This window comes from Chryseobacterium culicis (assembly GCF_900108365.1).
Lineage (GTDB): Bacteria > Bacteroidota > Bacteroidia > Flavobacteriales > Weeksellaceae > Chryseobacterium > Chryseobacterium culicis.
On record NZ_FNWQ01000005.1, the window covers coordinates 212,568 to 236,701 of the forward strand.

The window sequence follows — 24,134 nt, forward strand, 5'->3', positions numbered from 1 at the left end:
GTGGTGTGAAAAATAGGTATATACAATATCTAATTTAGTTAAAACCATAACTATTAAAATAAATTATAAAAAACAAAATGAATTATTTTTCCAACTTGCTTATTATAAAAACTAACTGTGTTTCGGTGGAGATGAGGGAATGAAACGAATAAAAATATCTCCAACTACTTTTGAGTTTTCATGATTGTACCGTTTTGTTTAAAGATCTTCTGTGCTTTAAAATTGGAAATTATTATAATTCATTTTGTTTAACTAACATCGTGATTTATATAATTTTTTTTGTTCTGTAGAAACAATTGCTTTTCATTCATCCGTATCTTCTACTATATAATGAAATTTGTGTCTGAGTTTACTTTTACAAATGTCTGTATATTAATTCAGATCCTTTTTATATTATTTTAATAATTAGTTATAAAATTTTCACTTATTTGTGAATAGTATGCAATAAATATGATTTATGATTTATTAATGTTAAATTAACAATTCCTTTATTCATCATACTTTAAGAATGAAATGATCTTTGTTTAAACCTGAGGTATGATACTGCCAGTTGATGGTAATAACTTCCGTAAGTACCTTCTTCAGCCTGTCAAAACACTCCGGTTTTTTCATAAAAATATGGGCACCTTTTACAAAAATATCCTCTACTTCATTTTCCGGAATGGGATCGGAAAAGATGGCAGTAACCATATTATTAAATTTTGAATTGGATTCAATCTCTTCCAGGCATTCCATGCTTTCTTTTCCGGGAATCTTATAATTGATAAAAACAATTTCAGGAACTACTGCATCTTCATTACTCAAATAGTCCATAACATCTTTTCCATTGCTGAAGCACTGAACTTTTATAGAGATTTTCAACTCTTTCAGAATATTTTTAAAAAAAATCAAGGTGTTCTCATCATTATCTGCTACAATTACGTTCATAAATTCTTTATTCATACTGCATTTTTGGATTGATTACCGCTATTTGTGCTCTTCTCCGTTTTCCAATAATCTTCTGAAACTGGGATGGAGTAATGCCTGTTGTATTTTTAAACTGAGTGCTTAAATGTGCCACACTGGAATAGTTCAGTTTGTGGGCAATTTCTGTAAGACTTTGTTTGTTTCTTATGATCAGTGCTTTTGCATGTTCTATCTTTTGGAGAATAATAAAATTCTCAATAGAAGTATAAGCAACTTCCGAAAAAAGGTTAGAAAGATATCCGTAGCTGTGATTAAGCTTTTCAGAAATGTATATAGATGCTTTCACGGGAATAATCTCATCTGAAAAGACAAGTTCCACAATGGCGTCTTTTATTTTCTGCACCAGTGCGGTTTTCTGGCTTTCTATGATTTCGATACCATAATCTTCCAGATTCTTCTTAAAAAGATGGTGCTGTTCCTGGGTCAGAGGCTCATAGAACTCCACTTCACCGAAATTCAACAGCCTGTATTTCAGTCCGTGTTCTTTAAGCTTCTCGTCCAATACCTTTTTGCAAAGGGCATTGAAATCAAATTTAACATACATTTTCATCCTAGTAGTTTATAAGCCAATTTTATTTAGTAAATATAATAATTTATTTCATTTAAAAGTGAAATAGATATACTTTTTTTAAATTTGCTATAAATACGCAAAAACTCCTGTATTATTGAATACAGGAATTTAAACACTAAGGATGAAAAAAATATACTGATAAAAAGCTGTTCAGCTCAAAACCAAGCATATGAATGTATTGTTATAAGTGATTTGGTTCTGAAGCAAAGATGAATTAAAAAAACACATCACTTGTTATAGAATTATAATTAAATGTTACAGAATTTTAAGTCAAATCAAAGTGAATTATATACTCCATCTGATAATCATCCATTACGAAACCATTTCCTATATCCAAAACCATCTCGTTATATACCTTAAAACCCTGAGATTCATAGAATTTTTTTGCGTTGTTCTCTTTGTTTACATTCAGAATAATTCTTCTGTCATTGCTTTCCGAAAGTTTTCTTTTCAGAAAATCGAGGGCCCCTTTTCCGAACCCCTTACCCTTACTTTCCGGTACAAGATAAATTCTGTGAAGCTTGGTCGTTTCTTCTTCGTATCCGTGCTCATAGCCAATAAACCCCTCAAATGAATCATTATTCTCATCAAAAATTAAATAATAATGATAGTTCGGGTTTTCAAGATGCTTTGAAATCTCCTCTTCAGAATACATCTCTCCCAACATGTAATTGATCTGTTCGGGGGAAATAATTCCCACATATGCACTCTCCCACGATCTCCTTGCCAGCTCCTGGATCAAAGGAATATCTTTTTCCTTCGCTTCTACTAATTTCATTATTTTACTTTTTTAATCTGACTTTAAATGCAAAGTTTACAAAAATTCTTCTGATTTTTTTACTTTTTACCTCCGATGGATATTTGCTTCCGGTTATTATGCAAATAAAAAAGGCGAAAAGCATTAACTTTTCACCCAGTAAGTTTATTATACAAATAAAATGTTACAGGTACCCCTATAACTTTTAATGATTTTTTAAATATTGGCCATTTCAGCTTTAATTTTAGCATGCAGACCTTCTGAAGCTTTTACTAAAGGCAGTCTTAAGAAATTCTTAATAATCCCTTTCTCGGCAAGGATTACTTTGATGCCGCACGGGTTTCCTTCAGCAAAAATAAGACGGGTAATGTCTACCAGTTTATTGTGAATTTCGTAAGCTTCTTTTACCTTTCCTTCAAAAGCCAGCTGTACCATGGTTGAAAATTCTTTCGGATATGCCTGTCCTATTACGGAAATCACGCCATCTCCACCTGCGAGGGTTACCGGTAATGTATATTCGTCATCTCCGGAAACTAAGGAAAAACCTTCAGGTTTCTTTCTCAGAATATCAAAATACTGTAAAATATTAGGTGAAGCTTCCTTAATCAGGAATAAATTTGGGAATTCACTTGCCAAACGAAGCGTTGTATCCGCTTCTACATTCTGCCCTGTTCTTGAAGGCACATTATAAATAATAATATTCTTTCCGGTGGATGCCAGCGCTTTATAATGCTGATACAGGCCTTCCTGGTTAGGTTTGTTATAATATGGAGATACTGAAAGTACTGCTTCAAATGCTGAAAGATCTGCTTCTTCGATCTGTTTCTTTACGTCAAGAGTATCGTTACCGCCAATTCCTAAAACCAAAGGAAGACGTTTATTATTCACCTTAATGATATGCTCAATTACCTGTTTCTTCTCCTCTGCAGAAAGCGTTGCGGCCTCTGCCGTAGTTCCCAATACTACTAAATAATTGGTTCCGTTTTCGATATTGTATTCAACAAGCTTTGTTAAACTGTCGAAATCAACGGATAAATCTTCATTAAAGGGCGTTACCAATGCAACACCTACTCCTTTTAAAATGCTCATCTGTTAGAATTATTTTTGCCAAATTTAATCATTTACACCAAGAATTTATAATAAATAATAATGTTTTATTATACATATAGTTATATTTGCATATACTAAAAGATTATGAAAAATAAATTCTTGTTATTAGGAATTGCCCTGGCGTCCCTTACAGCATGCAAAACGGCTTCTGCGCCGCAGCTTATGACTGTAAAGACCCAGAAAAATATTTCTATTAATAATGAGCTAAAAAATGATGAGGAGTTTGTAAAGTTTATTGAGCCTTATAAGCAAAAACTGGACAAAGAAATGAACCAGAAGATCTCGCACACCCGTGTGGATCTTACCAAGCAGGGCGACAACAGCAATCTGGGAAATCTTTTAGCCGACTATACATTTGAAGGAGGTAATGAATGGCTTAGAATTCACCGCCAGCAAAACGCAGATGCTGCACTGATCAATATCGGAGGAATCCGAACGACAATCGGAAAAGGAGATATTGCATTGAAAAATGTATTTGAAGTAATGCCTTTTGAGAATGAAGTTGTGATTGTGAAAATGAAAGGGGCAGATCTTCAGGGGCTTTTTGAGTATTATGCAAAAACGCAGGTCAACAATCCTGTTTCTCATTTATACATTGAAACAAAGAACGGGCAGATTATAAAATCGTTAATCAACGGAAAGGAAGTAGATCCCGCGAGAGATTATTATATTGCCACTTCAGACTATCTTGCACTGGGCGGTGACAATATGAAATTCTTTGCAAAAGGGGAATCTATTCCAACGGGGATTAAAATGAGAGATCTGTTTATTGATTATTTTAATAAAACACCTGAGGTAACAGCAAATTCTGATGTTCGTTTAAATTTTATCGGGAAGAAATAATGGATAGAAAAAGTTTTTTAAAAGCAATAGGCTGCGGATCTTTAGCAATGGCTTTAGCTCCCAATATGATGATGGCGGAAGAATTAAAAATTCTTAACTTAAAATCCGCAAATAAACTGACTATTCTTCATACCAATGATCAGCACAGCAGAATAGAACCCTTTGATGCAGGCTATACCAAGAATCCTAATCAGGGAGGCTTTGCACGAAGAGCCAGCTTAATTCAGCAAATCAGAAGCCAGGAAAGCAATGTGCTTCTTCTTGATTCAGGAGATATTTTTCAGGGTACCCCTTACTTTAATTTCTTTGGGGGAGAACTGGAGTTCAAATTAATGTCCATGATGAAATACGATGCCTCCACAATGGGCAATCATGATTTCGACAATGGGCTGGACGGGTTTTTAAAAGTACTTCCCAATGCGAAGTTTCCTTTTATCTGCTCCAATTATGATTTTAAAAATACGGTTCTTGACGGGAAAACTTCTCCGTACCAGATCTTTAATAAGAATGGAATCAAAGTAGGCATTTTCGGAGTGGGAATTCAGCTGGACGGCCTGGTAGGCAAAAAGCAGTATGGAGAAACCGTTTATTCCAATCCTGTTGACGTAGCGCAGCATTATTCTGATTTCCTGAAAAAAGATCAGAAATGTGATCTTGTGATTTGTCTTTCACACATCGGCTACGACTATAGAGATGAACCGAATAAAATAAGCGATAAAATTTTAGCGGCCAATACAGAAAATATTGACATTATCTTAGGTGGCCATACTCATACATTCTTACCGGAACCTCAAACCTATACCAACAGGCAGGGCAAAAATGTACTTGTCAATCAGGTGGGATGGGCAGGACTTCTTTTGGGAAGAATAGATTTTTATTTTGATATCAACAAAAACGTACAGCATATTTCCTGGAATAATCAGGCAATAGACAGCAGCATAACCGCATAATATGAAAAAACTCTCTCTAATTTCTCTTGGTATTTTAGCCTCTTTGCAGCTTACAAAAGCTCAGGTCATTTCATCAAAAAAATGGGCAGATATGTTTTCCTACAACAATGTTTTCGCTATGAAAGAAGACAACGGGAAAATTATTGCAGCCACAGAAAACGGCATATTCTATTATACAATAGCCACAGGAGAAATTACGAAGTTGTCCAAAGCCAATGGTCTGCACAATATCGGAATTACAGCTTTCGATTATAATCCGCAGACTAAAATTGGGCTTATTGGTTATCAGGACGGATCTATGGACGTTGTCACCCCAAAAGAAATCAAATACATTGTTGACATCCCCATTGCTGCGGGCTATAATGGAGATAAAAAGATCAACCACATTTCTATAACAGGAGATCAGGCAGTAGTTTCTGTTGGATACGGGCTTTCTATTTTTAATCTGAACAATAAAGAATTCGGAGATTCCGCATTCTTCATTACCGGTGGTGTATATCAGGCAAGTAATGAAGCTACGATATTTGGAAATAAAGTATATTCTGTTACTGATACAGGCTTAAAGAGCCATCAGATGAATACCACTTTCCCGGTCTATTCCACATGGACAACCGAAATTCCCGGTGCATTTAAACATATAGATTCCGAATCTGAGCTTGCCTTTTCCAGTGCTACCGCTGCCTATGTATACAACAATGGTAGTCCTGTACAATTGCCAACCACTTTTGAAAACATCCGTGATGTTGTTATGACCTCTAATAATGTTATAGTAACAGACAACAGAGTGTATACCTACGGAACAAACGGAGTCTCTCAAAATGCAGTAAGTCTTGGTGAAGAGTGTAATACGGCCCTGACAGCAGGCGGAAAAATTCTGGGAGGAACCGTTTTATCAGGAATAAAAGATGAAGGGAATGTTACCTATAAACCTTCAGGTCCGTACTTTAATTACGCATATAATATCAATTTATTTGATAATAATCAAATGCTGGTTTCCACCGGCGCCCGACTGGATAATTATAACTTTCCGGCTAATAATCTAAAAAAGCCTGGCTTTTATTATTTCAATGGTACAGAGTGGATTTACCCTTCGTTTTTTGTTAACAAGAAGATAAACAGCGTTAACGTACTGGATGCTATTTTAAGCCCATATAACAGTAATGAGGTACTCTTTACCAATTATACCATGTTTGAAAATGGGGTTTACAGAATGAAATATAATGCATCAAGCAAAGATTTTGAGCTGGTAAAATATTATAATCTTGGTGCCAATCCATTTTACAGACGTCCTGTAGGTTTTGCTACTGATAATCAAAACAATCTTTTTGTTTCTTTTGGATTCAATGACGGGAACCCTTCCATTGGAATTTACGATAAAGCCGCTGATGATTTTATCATTAAGAAACTCATTCTTGCCAGTGACGGTATACAAAAAACAGTTTTCTATGAAAACATGCTGTGGACTCCGCTGCCAAGATCCAATAACTTCTGGGTGTATGATTACAAAAGTGCACTTAACCTTTCTGATGACGCAGATTATATCCTTGGCACCTCTAATGGATTCAACGGTTCAGGAGGAATTTTATCTGTAGCATTTGATAAGTCCGGAGATGCATGGATAGGAACAGATGGAGGCTTAAGAATAATGCCTAATGCTGCAACAGAAATAAAGAATTCAGATCCTAAAGTAGAACCAATAGTCATAGAGCAAAACGGTCTGGGTGAAGAACTTTTCAGAGAATCTGCTATTCTTCAGATTGCTGTAGACGCCGGAGACTACAAATGGATATCCATAGATGGCGGTGGTGTCTATTACCTTTCTTCTGACGGCCAGAAAACGATCAAACATTTTACCAAAGAAAACTCACCTCTTCCTACCAACAGCGTCACAGATATAAAGATTGATAAGAAAACAGGTAAAGTATATTTTGTTACCTATAATGGTATCGTAACTTATCAGGGAGATGTAGCAGATGTAACATCCAATTTTGGCGATGTTGTGGTATATCCTAACCCTGTTGTTTATTCTAACTTCAAAGGAAAGGTAACCATTAAAGGGCTTGCAGAAAAAACCAATATAAGAATTGTAGATGCTGCAGGAAATGTGGTACATTCTGCAGTAGCAAGAGGAGGCTATTACGAATGGGATCTCAATAATCAGAAAGGAACAAGAGTAGCATCAGGTATTTATTTTGTTCTGATGACAAATGAGGATGGATCTGACAAAGCTACAGCGAAAATAGGAGTAGTCAATTAATGAATTCACAAAACGGTTTTTTACTTTCATTCATCAAATATGGAGAAAATGATGCTGTGCTGCATTGTTTTACAGAAGAAGAGGGTTTTCAAAGCTATTTTCTGAAAGGAATTTATGCTAAAAAGAATAAAAAGAAAGCCCTGCTGCAACCTTTGAGCCAGCTTAATTTTTCGGTAAATCCATTACGGGGTAATGGTATTGCAACTGTTTCAAAATTTGAACTGGTAAAGAATAATGACATTTATACAGATATAAAGGTTAATACTGTTATCTTCTTTGTCTCAGATTTCCTGAGCCATATTCTCAGATATGAAAATAAAAATATTCCGATTTATTCCGGTATCAGTCACTTCATCAGTGAGCTTACAAAAAAGAATTATCAGGCTCACCTTTTGTTTTTACTGGCTATTTTAAAAATTCAGGGTGTTGCTCCATTGCTGGGTGAAGGAAATTTTTTAGATCCCGAAACCGGAACTTTTTCATCCGGAATAAGCCATCAGCTTTTTAATGAAGAAATATCTATGCTTTGGAAAGAAGCTCTTGGTGCGGAAGATTTTTATAACATAAAAATTCATACCTCCTTAAGAAAAGATTTTCTGGACAGCCTTTTGGTATACTACCATTATCATATTACGGATTTCAAAACTCCTCCATCCCTGGAAATTATCCAGCAGATTTTTGAATAAACTGCACTTCCTTTTTTATTTATCGTTTGTTTTCTAAGCTTTCTCAGGCATTTCAGTTTCAGATTCTGCCATTTCTTTTTTGGGAAATCTAGGCTGAAGGATTTTAGCAATAAGCCCTGTCCATCCTGTCTGGTGGGAAGCTCCTACTCCACGGCCGTTATCTCCGTGAAAATATTCATAGAAAAGAATATAATCTTTAAAATCCGGATCATTCTGAAATCTTTCATACTGCCCGTGAACCGGTCTTTTTCCATTTTCATCTTTCAGAAAAATTTTTGCAAGCCTTTTGTTTAGAGCATCCGCAATCTGATCCAGGTTTGAATAATTTCCGCTTCCTGTAGGATATTCCACCAAAAAATCGGGGCTGTAATAGAAGAAAAAACGCTGGAGGCTGTCTATAATCAGGAAATTAATAGGAAACCACACCGGACCACGCCAGTTGCTGTTTCCTCCGAAAAGCCCGCTGTCGCTTTCCGCAGGTGTATATTTCACACTGTAGTTGGTATCATTCAATGTCAACGTATAGGGATTGTTTTCATACTCTTTTGACAAAGCCCTTACACCAAAATCACTCAAAAACTCATCAGGATTCAGCATTCTGCTTAAGAGCCTTTTCAGGCGGTGCCCCCGAAGAAGAGATAAAAGATGTTTGGAATCCTGCCCTTTCACTTCCCATCTTGAAACCAGAGAAGCCAGTTCAGGTTTGTTATCCAGCACCCATTTCATTCTTTTCTTGAAATTGGGAAGATTTTCGATCATTTCATCATCAATCACCTCAACGGCAAACATGGGGATCAGCCCTACAATTGTTCTTAATTTCAGATACATGTGTGTTCCGTCATTGCAAGCTATGGCGTCATAGAAAAATTCATCCTGTTCATCCCAAAGGCTGAAATTTTCGTCCCCCATATTATCCAGTGAATGGGCAATCGACAGGAAATGTTCAAAAAACTTCATCGCCATTTCTTCATATACTTTATTGTAAAGAGCCAGCTCCAGAGCAATTCTCATCATGTTCAGGGCAAACATGGCCATCCAGCTCGTTCCATCTGACTGTTCCAGCTGCTCACCATTCGGTAAAACAGAATTCCGGTCAAAAACACCAATATTATCAAGCCCTAAAAAGCCGCCTTCAAAGATATTATTGCCGTTAAGGTCTTTCTTATTGACCCACCAGGTAAAATTCATCAGCAGTTTCTGGAAAGCACTTTCCAAAAATTCAAGGTCGGGTTTATCTTTTAAATATTCATCAATTTTAAACACCCTGAAAACAGCCCAGGCATGTACAGGAGGGTTCACGTCACTCAAATTCCATTCATAAGCGGGAAGCTGCCCGTTGGGATGCATATACCATTCAAACAGAAAGAGTTTTAACTGATGTTTTGCAAAATCCGGATCTATCAGGGAAAAACTAATGGTGTGAAATGCCAGATCCCAGGTTGCATACCACGGATATTCCCATTTATCCGGCATGGAAATAATATGTTCATTATTAAGATGCTTCCATTCATAATTTCTGATTGTTTCCCGGGATTTTGGCGGGGGCACTTCGGAAGGATCTCCTTTCAGCCATTTTTCCACATTGTAATGATAGAACATTTTATTCCACAGCATTCCTGCAAAAGCCTGTCTTTGTACCAGCTTTTCATCGTCTGAGGAAATTCCTTGCTGAATTTCATCATAAAACTCATCTGCTTCTTTGTGTCTTTGTTCAAAAAGGGCTTCAAAATCTTTAAATGGTTCTCTTAAATCTTTATCTGACAATCTGAATTCAAAAGTTTTCGATTCTCCCGCCTGAAAGTCTTCGTCAATAAAAAAAGAAGCTTTGGTTCCTGTATTCTGAGGATTCACCGACTGAGAATTTCCCGTCGTTACAAAATTATTGATCCCGTCTTTACAGTATTTGGACTCATTGGAAGACTTATAAAGTCTTTCGTTATTGGTCTCATTGTTACAAAACAAGGTCTTTAAAGATTGCTTGGCGTACACATTTTTAATTTCAATATCCTGATGAGTGATATTGATATGGTCTGCATCTTCAGCATGCAGCTGTGGTTTATAATCGTCATATCCCCAGTTCCAGGTATTTCTGAACCAGAGGGTCGGCAATATTAAAAGCGGTGCTTCTTTTTCAGATTTGTTGACAACTGTAAGTCTTACCAAAATATCATTCTGACTTTCTTTGGCATATTCAATGAAGATGTCAAAATATTCATTATTGTCAAAAATTCCGGTATCAATTAATTCATATTCCGCCTCATCCTTACCCCTTGCAGCATTTGTCTGGATAAGATCTTCGTAGGGAAAAGCATTCTGAGGATATTTATACAGCATTTTCATATAAGAATGCGTAGGGGTTGAATCCAGATAGTAGAAATATTCTTTTACATCTTCGCCATGGTTACCCTGTCCGTTGGTCAGTCCGAAGAAACGCTCTTTAACCATTTTATCTTTCTTATTCCAGAATCCTACAGAAAATATCAGCTTCTGAAGATCATCACAGATCCCGCAAATGCCTTCTTCACCCCAACGGTATGTTTTGGCTTCTGCGCTATCATGATTGGTATAGTTCCAGGCATCTCCGCTTTCACTGTAATCTTCACGCACAAGACCCCATTCGCGGTTACTTACATAAGGTCCCCACTTTTTCCATGAAACATCTGAAATTCTCTGCTTTTCTGACATAAACGATAATTATAAGTAATGAGCAATAAATAATGAGTACTATTGAGTGGCTTGTAAAACTATGAGAATTATCTCAAAAGTTTTAAACTATGAATTATGCTAACCACCTGTAGAGAAACTTTCAAATGTAGTCATTCCGCCGTCAACGAAGATGCTGGTTCCTGTGATATAATCTGCAAGGTCACTGGCAAGAAATGCGGCTAAGTTTCCGATATCCTGCGGCTGGCCGATTCTGTTGTAAGGAATAAGGGTAAGAAGCGAATTGAGTGCTTCTGGTGTACTCCATGCATTCTGGTTAATAGGAGTCTGAATAGCTCCCGGACAAATAGAATTCACACGGATTTTGTTTGCTCCATATTCCTGCGCAAGAGTCTGCATCAACATTCTGATTGCTCCTTTACTGGAAGCATAATTAGCATGCCCGGCCCAGGGGATAATTTCGTGTACTGAACTGATATGAATAATTTTACCGCAGGCAACAGAGCGTGAAGGATCTATTCCGCGTCTTAGAAATTCTTTAACCGCTTCCCTGGCACATAGAAACTGGCCGGTGAGATTCACGCCTATAACAGCATTCCACTGATCAATAGTCATTTCGGTAAATTTTGCATCTTTCTGAATTCCTGCATTATTGATCAGGATATCTACGGTCTGATACTCGGCAACTACATCCTGAAACATTTTGATGACCTGATCTTCCTTGGATACATCACACTGATAGGTCATTCCTGCTCCTCCGGCATCAGTAATTTCTTTTAAGACAGCTTTAGCTTCTTCCGTTGATCTTTCTGAAGAATGATTAACAATGACTGTTGCGCCTGCTGATGCTAATGATTTGGCAATTCCGGAACCGATTCCGCTGGAAGCTCCTGTGACTACTGCTACCTGATTTTTAAGCGATATTTCCATATTTTTTATTTGATGTTACTCAAATTTATGGAAAGATATCAGCAGATAAAAAATTATAACTCTTAAAGTTTATTAAAGTTTTTTGTACATCAGGTACTGAGGGCCACTTCTTCCGATTCTGATTTTGCCATCATACATATATCCTGCCTGAAGGTAAATATGGTAAGCAGATTCATTTTTTTGGTTCACTGCCAATACAATCTCATCGCAGGTTTTAAAGTTGTTCCTGACAAAATCACTCACTTTAAGCATGGCGGATTTCCCAATTCCTTTACCCTGCAGCTGAGGATTCACAGATAGAGAACGAAGTAAAACGGAATTTTCATTATCGGTAAGTTCGAATTTATCCTTTCCAAAGTCAAGGACAAAAAACCCCGCCGGTGTATCATTTTCAAATATAGTTACCGGAAATGCACTCTCATCATCACGTTCGCTGATATTTTTCAAAGCCTGCTGAGCCGTTGCAGTGAACTTCATCTGGTTTTCGTCCAAAGCATAGCTTACTCCGGAAAGATCTTCTTTTTTAAATAATTCTAAGTGTATCATACTATTAGTGGTGATAGATATCTTCATACATTACCCCGGCACGGATTTCCACAGGAAGCTTATTTTCCTCCGGAACAACAGGGCAATTGTAATCGTAAGCGTTATAAGCACAGAATGGGTGGTACGACTGGTTAAAATCAAGCACAATAGTATTTCCTTTCGGAATTTTAAGATCCATATATTTTCCTCCTCCATAGGTTTCCTTTTCATTGGTAGCATCACGGAAGGGAAGAAAAAGATAGTCTTTGTATTTTTCCTGTTTAATCAAATCAAGACTTTGGTACAATGTTAATGTATAAGGTTTCCCATCCAGTGTAAAGGTTGCTTTTCCGTATTCCTGATACATTTTTGTTTTTCCTGAGGAAGTAGGCAGCTCAAAAGGCTGCGTATCCTTTGATCTGACAAATTTTGCGGTAACTCTGTATTTTGCATCAAATGGGAAAAAAGGGTGTCCTTTAAAGTTGGTAAAATTATCTCCTCTTAATGGTGTTTCCTTTGGATTGAGATATTCAGCATTCAGTTCTTTCTGAAATTTCTGTACCACTTTTTCCTCCCTGGATATTTTTTTCTGAGAAAAAAAACATAGCGGAAGCAGGAGAAATATTATGATATAGTTTTTCATGAGTTTCAAATTATAAGTAAAACTATGAATTTCCGGAAAAACAAAAGTTAAAATTGTAACAAAAAAATATAATCTGTAATAAATAAAATATAGGCCTTAAAATTTAGCATACTTTTTGAAAAACAAAGCTCATGGACAGAAAAAATTTCATCAAGACCAGTGTATTGGCGATTTCAGGCTTTTATTTTCTTCAATCCGAATTCATGTATGCTGCGGAAAGAAAAAATGAGACAAAGCAATATCATGATGCTCCCATTATCATCATTGGCAGTGGATACGGAGGTGCAGTATCTGCGCTGCGTCTTTGTGAAGCCGGAAAAAAAGTTGTCCTGCTGGAGATGGGTCTTAACTGGGAAAAAGCAAAAATCCCGTTTTCCAACCTGCTGAAACCCGGAAAAAGTTCTGCATGGCTTAAGAACAAAAGCATTGCTCCTTTTATGAATATTTTCTCTCTGACTCCTTTTACCGGAACACTGGACCGGCTGGATTTTGATCATATTAAAATCTGGCTAGGAAGAGGAGTTGGCGGAGGTTCTCTGGTGAATGGAGGGATGGCCGTTACCCCTAAAGAAAGTTATTTCAAAGAAATTTTTCCTGATCTTGATGCGGACAAGTTTTACAGCCATTACTTTCCTCTGGTACGGGAAGAACTTAAAGTAAATGTGATTGATGAACTGTTTCTGAAAGACTGTCCGTATTATAAGTTCACGCGCGTAGGTGAACAGGAAGCTCACAAAGCTGGTTTTAAAACAATAAGAGTTCCCAACGTGTATGATTTTACCTACATGGAAAAAGAATTCCGGAATGAAGTTCCACGCTCTGCTCTTAATACTGAAGTGATTTATGGAAATAATCACGGAAAAAACAGTTTAGACAAAACCTATCTCAAAAAAGCAGTGGAAACCGGAAATCTGGAAATTCTTGATCTTCATCAAGTCCAGACGATTGAACTGAATGATGACAAAAGCTACACGTTACATGTACAGCAGATTGACACTTCAGGAAGTCTTGTTGCTGAAAAGGTTTTTACCTGTAAAAAATTAATTCTTTCCGCAGGAACAATGGGTACCCTACAGCTGCTTTTAAAATCCAGTGCCTTGAGCAATTTTCCTGTTCATGAAAATGTTGGGAAAAACTGGGGAAACAACGGAAACTTTATGACGGGAAGAAATTGGGTTAAGCCTTTATCTGGGGGCACCGGAGCTAAGCAATCTACAATTCCTGTTGGCGGTATTGACAACTGGGACGATCCCGAACATCCGTTTTTTACTGAAATTGCTCCATTACCCATGGGAATGGATGTGGCTACCGCGCTGTATCTGCTGATCAACAGGGTTGATAAGAAAGGAGAAGTTACTTATCATAAAGACAGCCAATCTCTGGCTTTACATTGGGATGAGAGTAATACGGTCAAGATGAGAGAAAATGCCCGGTATTTTATCAGAAAAATGAATAAGGCTAATGGAGGAACCAGAAGTCATTTTCTTTTTAACAATGGTTTTGGGGCAGATATCTGTTATCATCCGCTTGGAGGATGCGTTCTTGGCGAGGCTACGGACGAATATGGAAAGCTAAAAGGTCATGAAAATCTATATGTTCTGGATGGATCACTCATTCCCGGAACCATTGGGGTTAACCCGTTTGTTACCATTACCGCCATTGCGGAATACTGTATTGAAAATCTGATCAGAAAGGATGAGTTCGCCTGAAATTAAGGCATTGCAAGAACTTCCTTCAGATAGGTTCTGATATCCTGCTCCAGCTTTACAGGATAGATAAAATGAAGTTTTTGTGCTAATGAAGTCCCCAATTCATGGACGAGATCTGCATAGGCAAACAGGGCATTCCAGTTTTCATCAATATCACTTCCGGAGAATGTGCTTTCTACCTTACACCAAAGGTCAGCAGTCAGGTATTTTTTGAAAAGTCTCCCATGTTTATTGGTGGTAATCTTACCCCAGCCGTTATTTCCGGCAATATACCATTCGATCAACGGAACAAGGTAGTCTGTACGCAGAATATTTTCAGACATGAATTTAGCGTAAAAAATATCACCCCGTTTCAGGCATTTTGCCACATAGGTTGTATCCCACCAAAAGTCATTCAACAGCTGATGAAATTCTTTTTCAGCAGGCTTTTGAATCATAATAGAATGATAGGCTGGAGGTTGGAGGTTTCTGGTCAGATTATCTTTATCTATTAATACTTTATATCCTACATCCCAATCTTCGGGAAGTTCTTCTTCATTAATTTCTTCAATAAAATCCGGAACCTGGTAGAGTTTAAAATCAACCTTTACATGATCTCTGTACAACACCATTTTCATCGCATGTTTTCCATCAAAAACACTTTCATCTTCTTCAATCATGGAAATAGGATCACCAAAAAGCCGGATCCATTCATTTCCTGATTCATAAGATGTTCTGTTAACAAAAACGAGTTCTACATCAAGATCGCTAAAATCATCCACTGGAGCATAAGGGTTTACCAGAGAACTGGTCAGGAGAACTGCACGGATATCGGGGTTACTTTCAGCCCATTGAACAATCTGTTTCAGTTTATCTTCCCTTGCTTTCATTTTAATATGATTCTGATATTTTCACACGATATACATCAGAAGAGTTCCTTTTGATTGATTCTACAAAAAAGCCTCCTTCTTCAGGAATAACCTCTTTCAGATCAAAACTTTTACAATCTTTTGGAAGCCCGGAAAATATAAGGGTAAACCAAAAGTCTTTCATAAAGGGAACCGGCGTCCAGTAGGGGGAAATTGAGATATTTTCCGCATGAATCATTTTACTTCTGTGCTCAGACTGGTTATCAAAAAGATAGGTTGAATGCCAGATTCTGATCAGGTTTCCTAAAAATGGTGATGCCGGAAAACAACAGTGTACAATAACCTGCCTCTCCTCTTCTGTTTTGGCCTGAAGAGATTCCAGGATTTCCTTTGCTATAACTGGTTTTACAATTACTTCTTCCACCTTTTATGAGTAATAAGTAATGAGCAGTAAGTAATAGCGATTATTACTTGCTGCTCATTGGTGATGTTAATATTCTAATTCTAATTTTTCTTTGGTATAATTTCTTACTTCCTTGGTCAGCTCTGGGTTGTCAGCCAGTTTTTGCCCATAGGAAGGAACCATTTCAAGTAATTTTTCTTTCCATTCTCCGTGTAGTTTTTCCGGAAAACATTTTTCGAGTACATTCAGCATGGCGTACACCGCTGTAGATGCCCCTGGCGAAGCTCCTAACAGAGATGCAATTGTTCCTGTCTTGTTTACGACCACTTCAGTACCGAATTCCAGCTTACCTCCTTCTTTTTCATCTTTTTTGATGATCTGCACCCTTTGCCCTGCAACTTTCAATTCCCAGTCTTCTTCTTTAGCATCTTTGATAAATTCTCTCAAATGCTGCATTCTCTGAGACTTCGTCATAGCAACCTGCTGGATAAGATATTTCGTCAGCGGAATATTATGCCACCATGCTCCGAAAAGCGATCTTAAGTTTTTTGTATTGACACTTTCCGGAAGGTCAAGATAGCTTCCTTCTCTTAAGAACTTGGTGGAGAATCCTGCAAAAGGACCAAAAAGAAGCGCTTTTTTCCCGTCTATGATTCTAAGATCAAGGTGTGGAACAGACATGGGCGGAGCGTCTACCGTAGCCTGGGTATAAACTTTAGCATGGTGTTTTTCTACCAATTCCTGATTGTGGCTCACCAGCCATTGCCCGGAAACCGGAAAACCTCCATATCCTTCACTTTCTTTAATATCTGAACTGTCCAGTAACGGAAGCGCATATCCACCCGCCCCGATAAATACAAAGTCCGCCACCACTTCCTGCTTATGGCTGTGGATTCTGTCTTTTACTTTCATTTCCCATGTGCCGTTTTCTCTAGGGCTGATATCTTTCACTTCATGATATAAAAAAACCTCAACATTGGAATCTTCCAGAAGATGTCTTCCCATTTTTCTTGTCAGGCTCCCGAAGTTGACATCCGTTCCCATATCCATTTTCGTTGCTGCCATTACTTCAGACTGATTTCTTTTACGCATCACCAAAGGAATCCACTCTTTCAGTTTTTCATGATCTGTAGAAAATTCCATTCCTGAGAAAAGAACAGATTCTGCCATTTTATCGTGACGCTTTTTAAGATATTCAGCATCTTTTTCTCCGAATACCAGACTCATGTGTGCACAGGAATTAATAAATTCTTTTGGCTCTCGAATATATCCTTTGGTAATCAGATAAGACCAGAATTGTTTTGAAATTTCAAACTGTTCTGCAATGCTTTCTGCTTTGGTGATATCAATAGATCCATCTGGCTTTTCAGGGGTATAATTTAGCTCACAAAAAGCGGAGTGTCCTGTTCCGGCGTTGTTCCATGCTGCTGTACTTTCTTTGGCAAACCTTCCGAGTCTTTCGAAGATTGCGATTTCAAGATTCGGATCAAATTCATGAAGCAATGTTGCTAAAGTAGCGCTCATGATTCCGCCCCCTATCAGTACAACGTCGTATTTAGGTTTCGGTGTTCTGCTTGTAAGCGATTGTGACATAATTTTAAAATTTTACTTCAAATTTCGTGAAAAGTTTTTAGAAACGGGAACGCGTTTAAGGATTTTAACAATGTTATTTTGGGTTTCAGCACACTTCTTTATCTCGCAACCAAAAGCTATGGAAAATTTCAATAAATCATCATTGAAACGATTAATAATATAACGCGCATCATTAAAAATATATTAAATTTTCATTTTTTTAATTCACTACAGGGTAAATAATAGGTTCGTTTTTTCATGTTAAAATTTCATAAAAAGTTAAGTTTCTTTAAGTTCATAACGGGAAATCCCGTAATCATAAACATTTACACTGTTATTTTTTTTCAAACATAAGTGATAAATAGTTACACAATAATCAAATAAAGTCACCTTTTATTGATAAATAGTCAATCATACCGACATAAATCTATATGTAAACCATAAAATAATCATTTTTTTTGCGTACCTTTCAATTGAATTAATACATATTATACAAATATTTAATTAAAATTATTTCATAAACATACTAAAGATGAAAATTATTACCTTTCTGGGCACACTTGTTGCGACCGCGACATTTGCCCAAAGTGGAAGTGTTGGAATCAACACGCCCACACCTGATGCAAGTGCTATTCTGCACATAGAGAATTTCCAGGGAACTTCAGCTACTGCTACTGCAACTATTTCAGGAGGTGCCGTTACAGGGATCACCATCAATAATGGAGGAAGCGGCTACACATCCGCTCCTACGGTCAATTTTTACGGAGGAGGCCCCATTGTAAACGGAGGCTCAAAGGCCCGTGCTACCGCTACCATTTCAGGAGGTGTCGTTACAGGCATTACGATCAATAATGGAGGAACCGGTTATACCTCTGCTCCTACGGTAGCCATTTCAGGGGGTAACAAAGGAATGCTGTTCCCCAACCTGAATCTTGCGAATCTGAACAGCACGACTACTCCCGTTGCCTCCCCTGCCAACGGACTGATCGGATTTAACGGAGGAACGAACAGCAACAACAAAGCGCTGCATGTCTTCAATAGCACAACCAATTCCTGGCAGAGTACCATTGATGCACAAAATACCCCTAAGATCGCTTATCTTGATTTTACCGGATCATACTCTGGGCTGGATAATGCTGTAGCAGGTGCCAGCGCCCCACTTTTGGTGAATAACCCTGCTATTTCCGGAGTATCAAACATCAGCGGATTCAAAGTTCTTCCGAACACCTCTTCAGGCTATTCACTTATTCTTCCGCAGGGTAATTATCTGGTGGAAGTAAACCTGAATTTAAATTCACCCCAGGAAAATCCGGCGGGCGTAAACGGTACTGCTCCATTATCCGGAAGTACTTATTACCTGATGGGATATTTTATAGATTTCTATCCAGATACCTATAATAATTCAACGAATACTTTTACTCCGGTATCTGTTTCCAGAAAGGAAGTTCCTATTGTTTCAAAAGTAAATACCAACCACCTGGCTACATGGTCTTTCTATTATAATGTTCCTGCCAATGCCAATGCCAATATTATCGGCGCATTAAGATTGAGTCTGGGAAGAATGCAAAACAGTACATTCTATGATCTTGTGAATGTAATTGCCAACGGATCTTATATTAAAATATCTCAGCTTTAAAAACAATGAATATGAAAAAAAGTTATATCCTGCTATTATTGATCATAGCACAGACCATATATGCACAGGTTGCTATTGGAAAATCCACAGTGAACAGTTCAGCTGTTCTGGATGTTGCCTCTACAACCAATAAGGGAGTTCTTCTTCCGAGAGTGGATATTGTAGACATACTGAGTAATACCTCTCCCGTAAATAACCCTGCGGAAGGGCTTGTAGTGTACAACAAAGGAAATTCTATAAGCCCCGGGGTTTATATCTGGAAAAACAATATGTGGACTCTGTTATCAGACACTTATAATCTTGTAAGTTATATGATGCTTCAGCGTACTACAGATTATGCTGTATTAGGCGGTTTGGCTAATGGTACCTATAAAAATTTCAATGATGCTGCTTTTACTGTTGTATCGAATGATATCGGAGCTTTGTACAATACATCTACCGGGGTAATTACTCTTCCGGGAAACAGTGGCTATCTGGTAAACTTGTGTCTGAATGTAAGAACAGCTCTTGAAACTACAACAGGTGGAATTGGCGGCACCCAGGTTCATCTGCATCAGTATCTTGTAAAACTTATAGATCCTGTGAGCGGAACTCAGTATGGTAAAACTATCAGCATCAATGCCCAGTCTATTGCCAGCAATAAGACGCACACCCTGAATATGAGTTTTTCTTTTGTCACCACATCAGCTTCTCCTATTCTTTTAGTGCCGGCCATTGCACACGACAACGGAGGAACCTATCAGAACGGAGCCGGTGGAACCACTCCCAATAATGGAGAGATTATTATTACCAATGCAAAAGTTGACATCCAAAGATCAGCCCTTAACCAATAATTAAAAACACAATGAAAACATATATTTATATTGTCTGCATGATACTTTTCGGCGTTTGTACGCGAGCACAAGTTGGTATCAATACAAATACGCCGAATGCAAGCAGTGTCCTGGACATCAATTCGTCGAACAAAGGAGTTCTTTTCCCACAGTATGATCTTGTAGTTCTTAACAGCACTTCCACTCCTGTAGCTAATCCTACGGACGGGCTTATTATTTATAACAGCGGAGGGGCGTCCACATTTCCGAAAGGATATTACGTATGGGTCAGAAATCAATGGCAGCGTACCCTTATTGCAGGAAGTGAGCCTCAGAACATGTCTTTGCTGATAGGTCCGGGTGTTTTAATTCCTGCCGGAAGTACCAACAATACACTTGCCAGTTTTTCTGTGACCTCCAATAAAATTACAGGTGCATCTCTGGCAGCAGACAATTCTACCATTACACTCCCTGCGGGCAGTTACATTATCCGTTATTCCGTAGACTCAGGAAACGGAGCCTTCGTCAGCGGAACGAATACGCAGTATCTTGGTCAGAATTTCACCTGCACAAGGTCTTATCTGATTAATTCTGCTACCAGTGCAACAATTACTGAAGTGAACAGAACGTGCCTCCTGTCGAGTTCTTTTACTTTCTTTCAGGGAACTTACTTTTTAACGCTGGCTGCTCCTACTACGATCCGTCAGAAATTCGAATTTGATTCTCCGGGTAATGGTTATACAGCCAATAATCTGAATGTCAGATCCTCGTTATCATTGGTAATTACCAAGATGGGGCAGTAATAAAGACCGTTAAGCATTTCTGATGCTTATCCTATATTATTTATGTTAAAACAGAGCTTTAAGGATAAAGCTCTGTTTTTTATTTTAAGGCGCTGCTTCTTTTATATTTTGCAGTTAAAAATTTCATGCTAAAATAGCAAGCTCAAGAATAATAGATTGAGATTTACTGATTGTTTTTCGGTCACAATATGTTCACAATTTTAATCAAATAATGTGGAAAACATTTTTACTCCGAATGACATATATAAATATAATTTATTATTTATCAAACGCTTATATCAGTCAATTTTATCATTCTAACTGATCACCAGGGTATAAATTACAGCAGGAAAACACCACCAAAAACAGTAATTTTTAAAGCAGAAAACCATCATCTGTATAGCAAATTTTCTTTTTAGAAATAAAAAGGCAAGTCTGACCTGCAATTATTTTTTACTAAAAAAATGCATAATCAGTTATATTACATCAAGAGACAATTATTCTAAAACACTGTTAATCAGATATAAAAAATCATGTCATATCTATGTAATAGCCTATAATTCACTTTAGTTAACAAATAAAAATACATTTGTGTATAGCTGTTAATTAAAATAATCATCAGGTGATTTTTATTGAAAGCTAATATTTAATTCATAACAAATAATACACAACCCATAAGAAGATACCTAACACATTTACCACAATAAAAAATTTTAAAAACACTTTTCGATGAAATTTCTTAATTTATTAGGTGCACTTTGCGCAGTTTCGGCCTATGCCCAAAGCGGAAGTGTGGGAATTAACACATTCACACCTGACCCCAGTGCGATTCTGCACATAGAAAGCTTTAAAGGAACTCCTGCTACTGCAACAGCCACTATTTCAGGAGGTGCCATTACCGGTATTACCGTTACAAATGGCGGAAGCGGCTATACTACCCCCCCAACAGTTAATTTTTATGCAGGAGGAGCTGTTATCAGCGGAGGTTCAAAAGCCATTGCTACAGCCACCATTTCTAATGGCCAGGTTACAAGTATCACAATTAATAATGGCGGAAGCGGCTATACTACTGTCCCTACAGTAGTGATCTCTGGTGGTAACAAAGGGATGCTTTTCCCAAGTCTTACTATTCCCAACCTTACTAGTACAACGACTCCTGTTGCTTCCCCTGCCGACGGGCTTCTTGCTTACAATAACGTGAGTACCAGTAAAAGTATGTATTTTTTTAACAGCACGTCCAGTACCTGGCAAAGTACCATTGATGCTGATGATACACCCAAAATTGCTTATCTGGATTTCACCGGTTCATTATCTGCTCTGGACAATTACGCAGCAGGAGCCAGCGCTCCTCTGATGGTAAATAGGCCTTCCGTTTCCGGAGTATCGAATATTAATGGTTTTAAAGTGGTCAAAAATACTTCAGGAAGTTACTGCCTGATTCTGCCACAGGGAAACTATCTGGTAGAGGTCAATCTGAATTTAAATGCACCTCCGGCAAATCCTTCAACCCAAGCTACTCCGCTCTCTTCCTCTCCTTATTACCTGATGGGTTATTTTATAGATTTCTACAATGACACCTATTACAATTCTATTGATTCGTTTGTATATGGTGGTATTAATGCGAGAAAAGAACAGCCAGTGATCTCGAAGGTCAATACCAATCATTTAGTTTCCTGGTCTTATTACTACAGTGTCCCTGCCAACGCTGATCTTAACATCATGGGAGCACTACGACTCAATTTAGGCAGGATGCAGTATAGTACTTTTAATGATCTTGTAAATGTTATTCCCGCAGGTTCATATATTAAAATATCCAAGCTTTAAAAACACATACATGAAAAAAAAATATACTCTGCTGCTATTATTGATCGCAGCACAAACTATCATTGCGCAAGTCGCTATCGGAAAGACCATTGTAAACAATTCCGCTGTTCTGGAAGTTTCGGAATCCAACAATAAAGGAGTAATTTTCCCAAGAGTTGATATTAAGGATCAATTCAACAAAACCTCTCCTGTAAATAATCCTGTCGAAGGATTGATCGTGTATAATCAGGGAAATACCATCAGCCCAGGGCTCTACCTTTGGAAAAACAATAAATGGACTCAACTTTCTGATACTTATAACCTTGTAGACTATATGATGCTTCAGCGTACTACTGATTATTCAGTTTTGGGAGGGTTGGCTAATGGTACGTACAAAAATTTTAATGATGCTGCGCTTACAGTGATATACAACGGTATCGGCGCGGCTTACAACAGTACTACGGGAGTGGTAACCCTTTTGGGGAACAGCGGCTATCTGGTGAATGTCTGTATGGATGTGAGAACGGCTATTGAAAGCAGTACAGCAGGCGTAGCTGGAACACCGGTTCATGCGCATCAGTATCTCGTAAAACTGATAGATCCTGTAACCGGAACTCAATACGGAAAAACGATAAGCTTAAACACCCAATCAATAGCCAGTAATAAAACCCAGACACTTAATATGAGCTTTTCCTTTGTAACGAACTCTGCAACTCCTATCAATTTAGTTCCCGCTATAGCCCATGATACAGGAGGAACTTATGAGAACGGAGTTGGAGGAACTGCTCCCAATAATGGAGAGATCATCATTACCAATGCTAAAATTGACATTCAAAGATCAGCACTTAACCAATAATTACCCGTACAATGAAACCCTATATTTATTTTTGCATGATATTATTCAGTATTCATGCTTACCCGCAAGTTGGTATTAATACGAACACCCCGGACCAGAGCAGTGTACTTCATATCAATTCTTCCAACAAAGGAGTTCTTTTACCACAATATGATCTTATTACCGCGACCAGCAATGTGACTCCGATAGCAAACCCTGCAAACGGACTTGTCATTTATAATAAAGGAGGACTTTCTACCCTTCAGAAGGGCTACTATATTTGGATCAGGGATCAGTGGTACCGCACTTTGATTGCCGGTTCAGAGCCGCAGATTATGTCTTTGAGCATCGGAGCAGGAACAATGATACCTAAAGGCAGTACCAATAATATTCTTAACAGATTTACTGTAACATCCAATAAAATTACAGGAGCTTCCCTGGGAGCAGATACTTCTACCATTACACTACCTGCAGGTACATATATCCTCCGTTACTCTGTAGATAATGCCTATGGAACAACGAGTACCACACCAGCCAATACCACCTATTTTTCAACGATCATAGCATGTACCCGTACGTATCTGGTTAATGCTGCAACCAGCGCAACTATTTCAGAAATGAACAGAATGTGCGAATCATCTGGTAATTTTACATTCTTTCAGGGTACTTTTTATTTAAAACTGACAGCTCCCACAACCATTCGTCAAAAGTTTGAATTCGACACCGGGAATGGATTTAACAGTGATAATTTAAATGTAAGGTCTTCATTAGCTCTTATTATCACCAAAATGCCATCGTAAAATAATTAAGCATAGATGCTTAAGTTTATAAT

At 37.8% G+C, this 24,134-nt stretch carries 22 protein-coding genes; 11 read left to right on the forward strand and 11 right to left on the reverse strand.

Annotated features, from left to right (window positions below; genetic code table 11):
• Positions 1-495: 495 nt before the first annotated feature.
• The 4 genes from BLW74_RS17665 to dapA form a co-directional block, all read right to left on the reverse strand.
• On the reverse strand, positions 496-942 hold the full coding sequence (locus BLW74_RS17665; RefSeq protein ID WP_089694535.1) for a response regulator: 447 nt from the start codon (positions 940-942) through the stop codon (positions 496-498).
• A complete protein-coding gene (locus BLW74_RS17670) occupies positions 935-1,516 on the reverse strand; it encodes a helix-turn-helix domain-containing protein (protein ID WP_089694538.1) in 582 nt (193 codons plus the stop codon). The genes BLW74_RS17665 and BLW74_RS17670 overlap by 8 nt, the downstream gene beginning before the upstream one ends.
• A gap of 286 nt (positions 1,517-1,802) precedes the next feature.
• Positions 1,803-2,315 (reverse strand): GNAT family N-acetyltransferase, encoded by a 513-nt coding sequence (locus BLW74_RS17675; protein ID WP_089694539.1) that lies wholly within the window; start codon positions 2,313-2,315, stop codon positions 1,803-1,805.
• 195 nt (positions 2,316-2,510) lie between these two features.
• Entirely contained in the window at positions 2,511-3,383 is an 873-nt protein-coding gene (gene dapA, locus BLW74_RS17680) for a 4-hydroxy-tetrahydrodipicolinate synthase (protein ID WP_089694541.1), read from the reverse strand.
• Between the two features lie 105 nt (positions 3,384-3,488).
• Between dapA and BLW74_RS17685 the strand changes: the two genes are divergently transcribed.
• The 4 genes from BLW74_RS17685 to recO are packed head-to-tail and all read left to right on the forward strand — an operon-like array spanning position 3,489 to position 8,140.
• Complete coding sequence (locus BLW74_RS17685; protein ID WP_089694542.1) at positions 3,489-4,247, forward strand: 5'-nucleotidase C-terminal domain-containing protein; 759 nt, start codon at positions 3,489-3,491, stop codon at positions 4,245-4,247.
• A complete protein-coding gene (locus tag BLW74_RS17690) occupies positions 4,247-5,197 on the forward strand; it encodes a bifunctional metallophosphatase/5'-nucleotidase (RefSeq protein WP_089694544.1) in 951 nt (316 codons plus the stop codon). Before BLW74_RS17685 ends, BLW74_RS17690 begins: the two co-directional genes overlap by 1 nt.
• Before the next feature lies 1 nt (position 5,198).
• Positions 5,199-7,454 carry a type IX secretion system anionic LPS delivery protein PorZ gene (gene porZ / locus BLW74_RS17695; protein WP_089694546.1) on the forward strand — a complete coding sequence of 752 codons (2,256 nt, stop codon included), beginning with the start codon at positions 5,199-5,201 and terminating at the stop codon, positions 7,452-7,454.
• Positions 7,454-8,140, forward strand: coding sequence for a DNA repair protein RecO (recO, locus tag BLW74_RS17700; protein WP_089694548.1), 687 nt, complete (start codon positions 7,454-7,456; stop codon positions 8,138-8,140). The genes porZ and recO overlap by 1 nt, the downstream gene beginning before the upstream one ends.
• Before the next feature lie 33 nt (positions 8,141-8,173).
• Here the strand turns inward: recO and BLW74_RS17705 are convergent, their stop codons facing one another.
• From BLW74_RS17705 to BLW74_RS17720, 4 genes are all read right to left on the reverse strand, one after another.
• The gene (locus tag BLW74_RS17705) at positions 8,174-10,825 is read right to left on the reverse strand and encodes an MGH1-like glycoside hydrolase domain-containing protein (protein WP_089694550.1); all 2,652 of its coding nucleotides are present in this window, start codon (positions 10,823-10,825) and stop codon (positions 8,174-8,176) included.
• 99 nt (positions 10,826-10,924) lie between these two features.
• Positions 10,925-11,734: a glucose 1-dehydrogenase gene (locus BLW74_RS17710; RefSeq protein ID WP_089694552.1), complete on the reverse strand. Its 810-nt coding sequence runs from the start codon at positions 11,732-11,734 to the stop codon at positions 10,925-10,927.
• Positions 11,735-11,806: 72 nt separating this feature from the next.
• Entirely contained in the window at positions 11,807-12,280 is a 474-nt protein-coding gene (locus tag BLW74_RS17715) for a GNAT family N-acetyltransferase (protein ID WP_228424953.1), read from the reverse strand.
• A 4-nt stretch (positions 12,281-12,284) separates the two neighbouring features.
• Positions 12,285-12,902, reverse strand: coding sequence for a DUF1684 domain-containing protein (locus tag BLW74_RS17720; protein WP_089694556.1), 618 nt, complete (start codon positions 12,900-12,902; stop codon positions 12,285-12,287).
• 131 nt (positions 12,903-13,033) lie between these two features.
• Here BLW74_RS17720 and BLW74_RS17725 point away from each other — a divergent pair, with 131 nt between their 5' ends.
• Positions 13,034-14,611 (forward strand): GMC family oxidoreductase N-terminal domain-containing protein, encoded by a 1,578-nt coding sequence (locus BLW74_RS17725; RefSeq protein ID WP_089694558.1) that lies wholly within the window; start codon positions 13,034-13,036, stop codon positions 14,609-14,611.
• Positions 14,612-14,613: 2 nt separating this feature from the next.
• Here BLW74_RS17725 and BLW74_RS17730 read toward each other — a convergent pair whose 3' ends face one another.
• The 3 genes from BLW74_RS17730 to mqo all read right to left on the reverse strand — a co-directional run bounded on the left by BLW74_RS17730 (position 14,614) and on the right by mqo (position 17,455).
• Positions 14,614-15,480: an AadS family aminoglycoside 6-adenylyltransferase gene (locus BLW74_RS17730; RefSeq protein ID WP_089694560.1), complete on the reverse strand. Its 867-nt coding sequence runs from the start codon at positions 15,478-15,480 to the stop codon at positions 14,614-14,616.
• Between the two features lies 1 nt (position 15,481).
• Positions 15,482-15,883, reverse strand: coding sequence for a hypothetical protein (locus BLW74_RS17735; RefSeq protein WP_034693615.1), 402 nt, complete (start codon positions 15,881-15,883; stop codon positions 15,482-15,484).
• A gap of 66 nt (positions 15,884-15,949) precedes the next feature.
• Positions 15,950-17,455 carry a malate dehydrogenase (quinone) gene (mqo, locus tag BLW74_RS17740; protein WP_089694562.1) on the reverse strand — a complete coding sequence of 502 codons (1,506 nt, stop codon included), beginning with the start codon at positions 17,453-17,455 and terminating at the stop codon, positions 15,950-15,952.
• A gap of 511 nt (positions 17,456-17,966) precedes the next feature.
• Here mqo and BLW74_RS17745 point away from each other — a divergent pair.
• From BLW74_RS17745 to BLW74_RS17770, 6 genes are all read left to right on the forward strand, one after another.
• A complete protein-coding gene (locus BLW74_RS17745) occupies positions 17,967-19,070 on the forward strand; it encodes a hypothetical protein (protein WP_089694564.1) in 1,104 nt (367 codons plus the stop codon).
• Between the two features lie 11 nt (positions 19,071-19,081).
• Positions 19,082-19,903, forward strand: coding sequence for a hypothetical protein (locus BLW74_RS17750; RefSeq protein ID WP_139265764.1), 822 nt, complete (start codon positions 19,082-19,084; stop codon positions 19,901-19,903).
• A gap of 11 nt (positions 19,904-19,914) precedes the next feature.
• Positions 19,915-20,685, forward strand: a complete 771-nt coding sequence (locus BLW74_RS17755; protein WP_139265765.1) for a hypothetical protein — start codon at positions 19,915-19,917, stop codon at positions 20,683-20,685.
• 708 nt (positions 20,686-21,393) lie between these two features.
• Positions 21,394-22,488 (forward strand): hypothetical protein, encoded by a 1,095-nt coding sequence (locus BLW74_RS17760; RefSeq protein ID WP_089694570.1) that lies wholly within the window; start codon positions 21,394-21,396, stop codon positions 22,486-22,488.
• 10 nt (positions 22,489-22,498) lie between these two features.
• Positions 22,499-23,323, forward strand: a complete 825-nt coding sequence (locus BLW74_RS17765; protein ID WP_139265766.1) for a hypothetical protein — start codon at positions 22,499-22,501, stop codon at positions 23,321-23,323.
• A gap of 35 nt (positions 23,324-23,358) precedes the next feature.
• The gene (locus BLW74_RS17770; RefSeq protein WP_089694574.1) at positions 23,359-24,102 is read left to right on the forward strand and encodes a hypothetical protein; all 744 of its coding nucleotides are present in this window, start codon (positions 23,359-23,361) and stop codon (positions 24,100-24,102) included.
• The last annotated feature ends 32 nt before the right edge of the window (positions 24,103-24,134 follow it).